At 54.1% G+C, this 220-nt stretch carries 1 protein-coding gene; it reads right to left on the bottom strand.

What is annotated here, in order from left to right:
• Positions 1-219 (bottom strand): glycosyltransferase family 2 protein (locus tag HMPREF2554_RS11130; protein ID WP_141744354.1); only part of this gene is annotated, 219 nt, incomplete at its 3' end.
• Position 220: the final 1 nt, after the last annotated feature.

The following is a 220-nucleotide window of genomic DNA, read 5'->3' as shown; positions in this document are numbered from 1 at the left end:
GCCTTTGTTTTCGGGGTTGTTGAAGATGTGGATGCGGGTGTCGGGGTTTTTCTGGTGGTATGCGGTGATGATGTCGGCGGAGTCATCGGGGGATCCGTCGATCATGATGAGGAGCTCAAAGTTGGGGTCTGTTTGGTTTCGGACGGATTGTATGGCGTTGATGACGGTGTTGGCGGTGTTGTAGACCGGCATGATGATGCTGGTACGAGGGGTACGCATA

This window comes from Rothia sp. HMSC071F11 (genome assembly GCF_001809115.1).
GTDB classification, from domain to species: Bacteria; Actinomycetota; Actinomycetes; order Actinomycetales; family Micrococcaceae; genus Rothia; species Rothia dentocariosa.
The sequence above is the reverse complement of the archived record's forward strand: the minus strand, read 5'-3'. Positions and strand labels throughout refer to the sequence as shown.